This window comes from Kosmotoga sp. (genome assembly GCF_982836095.1).
The window spans coordinates 1-3,163 of record NZ_CEYIHJ010000038.1; the positions used below are offsets into that span (position 1 = coordinate 1).

The window sequence follows — 3,163 nt, forward strand, 5'->3', positions numbered from 1 at the left end:
AGGTTGAAACCCTGCGTCAAAAAGGAGGTATAAGTGGTTTTCTGAAACGCGAAGAAAGCGAGTATGACGTATTTGGTGCGGGGCATGTTGGTACCGGGATTCCAGCGGCTCTCGGAATTGAGAGGGCTCTCTCCATGGCAAATGAGAAGAAAAACATCGTTGTCGTGATCGGTGATGGAGCGTTGACTTCTGGAATAAGCCTTGAAGCGATAAACCAAATAAAACAATTAGGTTCAAAACTGAAAATCGTTCTAAACGATAATGCCATGAGTATCAGCAAGAATGTAGGGGCACTTTCAATAACGCTCACAGACTTGAGGTTGAATCCGGTTTATAGGGAAATTAAAGAAGATATCAAAGGAACGCTTGAAACCATGCACATGAAAAGACTCGAAAATTTGCTTTCGAGAATAAAAGACGGAATAAAGCATACTTTTCTTGGCGATAATGTTTTTGAGGATTTTGGCCTTAACTATGTTGGACCCGTTGATGGACACAATATCAAAGAAATGGAGGCCATTTTCAAGACAGTAAAGGAATTTGACGAAGCCTTTTTGATTCATGTTGTAACTCAGAAGGGAAAAGGCTTAGAATATGCTGAAAAAGATCCAACGAAGTTTCATAGCGTTTCAAAAATTGACCCTGAAACAGGCGAAAAAATATACAACGATTCGCTAATTACATATAGCAAAGTTTTTGGAAATGTTATTACAAAACTGGCTGAAAAAGACACACGAATAGTTGCGATTACTGCTGCCATGCCAGATGGGACAGGACTAACGGAATTTGCCCAAAAATACCCGGGAAGGTTTTATGACCTTGGAATTACAGAGCAACTCTGCGCTACTTTTGCAGGCGGGCTCTCAGTAAAAGGCGCAAAGCCAATTTTTGCCGTTTATTCAACCTTTTTGCAACGGGCTTATGATCAGCTCATCCATGATATAGCGTTGCAAAAATTGCCTGTAATTTTTGCAGTGGATCGTGCCGGAATTGTTGGTCACGATGGGGCTACACACAATGGAGTTTTTGATATAGCATATTTAAACACGATTCCAAATATGAAAATCCTTGCCCCGTCGAACCTTCAAGAACTTGCAAATATATTTTACAGCCTTTTGCTGTATGAAGAGCTTACAGGACCCGTTGCGGTTCGATATCCGAGACAGTCTGAATATGGAATACTGTCTGAAATAGTCGAAAACATATCGAAAATAAACCCCTGGAAATGGGAAAAACTAATTGAAGGCAGGGAAAAGATAGCAATTCTCGCAACTGGCAGCATGGTTCAGCCTGCAAGAGAAATTGCAGCAAAGTATGGGCTGAATATGTACAACTGTAGGGCTATTAAACCCCTTGATATAAACGCGCTCGATATGATTTTGAAAGATAACAAGCTTATAGTGACTATAGAGGAAGGGATAAGACTCGGTGGATTTGGGAGTTCAGTTATGCTTTATGCAAGTTCAAAAAACTACAATGGAAGATTCCATATAATGGGTATTGATGACAAATTCTCTGAGCACGGAAGCAGAATGGAAATATTAAAAGACCACGGCCTTGATTTTGAGGGCATAGAAAGTACAATTAAGAAATTGCGAGGTGAAATGAATGCTTATAACTACGGAATACGGAAAGATCGAAATAACTTTACAGACCATAAGCTCGATTGTTAAGAAGGTTGTCCAAGAGTCCTATGGCCCTGTTAATGTTGGATCACCCCAACAAGGTTTTTTGGCGAGGATACTTGGTGCAGAGGAAAAACATGGGATAAAGGTAACCGAAGAGATTGATGGAACGCTGGAAATTAACATTGAATTGGTGCTTGAATATGGAGTCAGAATCCCAACGGTCGTTACGAATATTCAGGAGAACGTCTTTCACAGGCTGAAATTGCTAACCGAGGCCAATAATGTAAAGGTAAACGTCTATGTTGTTGGACTACAGGACTAATAGGAGGCGCGGTTAAATGAAACGACTCAACGGCAAGTTCTTTATTGTTGCTTTCAAAAAAGCCGCTGAGCGTTTGCTCGTTAATAAAGATGAGATAAACGCTCTAAATGTTTTTCCAGTGCCGGATGGTGATACGGGTTCCAATATGAGCGCCGCAGTTCTTGAAGCTGTGGAATATCTGAAACAACTCAACTCAACAGATCTCGATCAGGTTGTGGATGCGGTGAAAAAAGGAATGCTAATGGGAGCACGTGGCAATTCTGGTGTTATTCTATCTCAGATTTTCAGGGGTTTCGCAGAAGGCACAAAGGAACGTAAATACCTTACAACTAAGGCATTTAGTGAATGCCTTTTGAAATCAAAAGAAGTAGCATATAAGTCTGTGATGAAACCCGTTGAAGGGACTATGCTTACAGTGATAAGGGTGCTAGCAGAAAAGGCTCTTTCGGAATTGATGGAAATCGAGGAATTTGAAGACTACTTTACTCGGTTAACCGAAATTGCCTTTAAAACGGTGGATGAAACGCCTGAAATGCTTGATAAATTGAAGGAAGCTGGTGTGGTAGATGCTGGGGCAAAGGGACTGGCTTATATTATTGAAGGATTTAAGCTGGCCGCACTCGGGCAAATAGAGACTGAACTGCTAGAAACACCTGCCGCCACAGCAGTTTCGGCAGAGCAGATCGTGGAATTTGTTCGTGAGGAAATAAAATATTCCTATTGCACCGAACTCATAATAAAGTTAAGAGATAAAAATGGTGGAACTGACGAAGTTATTGACTCTTTAAAAAAATATCTGGAGTCCATGGGTGATTCTATCGTTGCCGTGAATCAAGATGATCTAATCAAAATCCATGTCCATACTGATCATCCGGGCGATGTTATAGAAGAATTTCTTAAGCACGGAGAACTTCAAAAAGTGAAAATCGATAACATGAAAATCCAGCACGATCATATAGTTGATGCGAAAATTGAGGAAAAAGAGACATATGGCATCGGCAAAAAACACGGAATCGTTGCGGTCTCACCTGGAGATGGCCTTAGTGAGATAATGAAAAGTCTTGGAGTTGACTACATAATCAAGGGTGGACAGACGATGAACCCGAGCTTGAAGGACTTGTTCCAGGCTATTGAACGGCTTAATTCAGAGAATGTAATTGTTTTACCCAACAATCCAAACAAACAAGTACTTATACTCAAAAAGCACGTCAAT

Annotated in this window: 3 protein-coding genes; all 3 read left to right on the forward strand. The window is 40.7% G+C overall.

What is annotated here, in order from left to right:
* A partial coding sequence (dxs, locus tag AC3LHT_RS04035; RefSeq protein WP_488662056.1) for a 1-deoxy-D-xylulose-5-phosphate synthase occupies nucleotides 1-1,673 on the forward strand: 1,673 nt, incomplete at its 5' end.
* Nucleotides 1,609-1,950, forward strand: a complete 342-nt coding sequence (locus AC3LHT_RS04040) for an Asp23/Gls24 family envelope stress response protein (RefSeq protein ID WP_290645765.1) — start codon at nucleotides 1,609-1,611, stop codon at nucleotides 1,948-1,950. The genes dxs and AC3LHT_RS04040, both read left to right, overlap by 65 nt.
* A gap of 16 nt (nucleotides 1,951-1,966) precedes the next feature.
* Nucleotides 1,967-3,163, forward strand: a 1,197-nt coding sequence (locus AC3LHT_RS04045) for a DAK2 domain-containing protein (RefSeq protein WP_488662057.1), incomplete at its 3' end; no start/stop codon positions are given.

What these genes read in the sequence shown, in the direction of transcription:
- AC3LHT_RS04040 (WP_290645765.1), top strand. Translation starts at nt 1,609, where the DNA reads ATGCTTATAACTACGGAATACGGAAAGATCGAAATAACTTTACAGACC.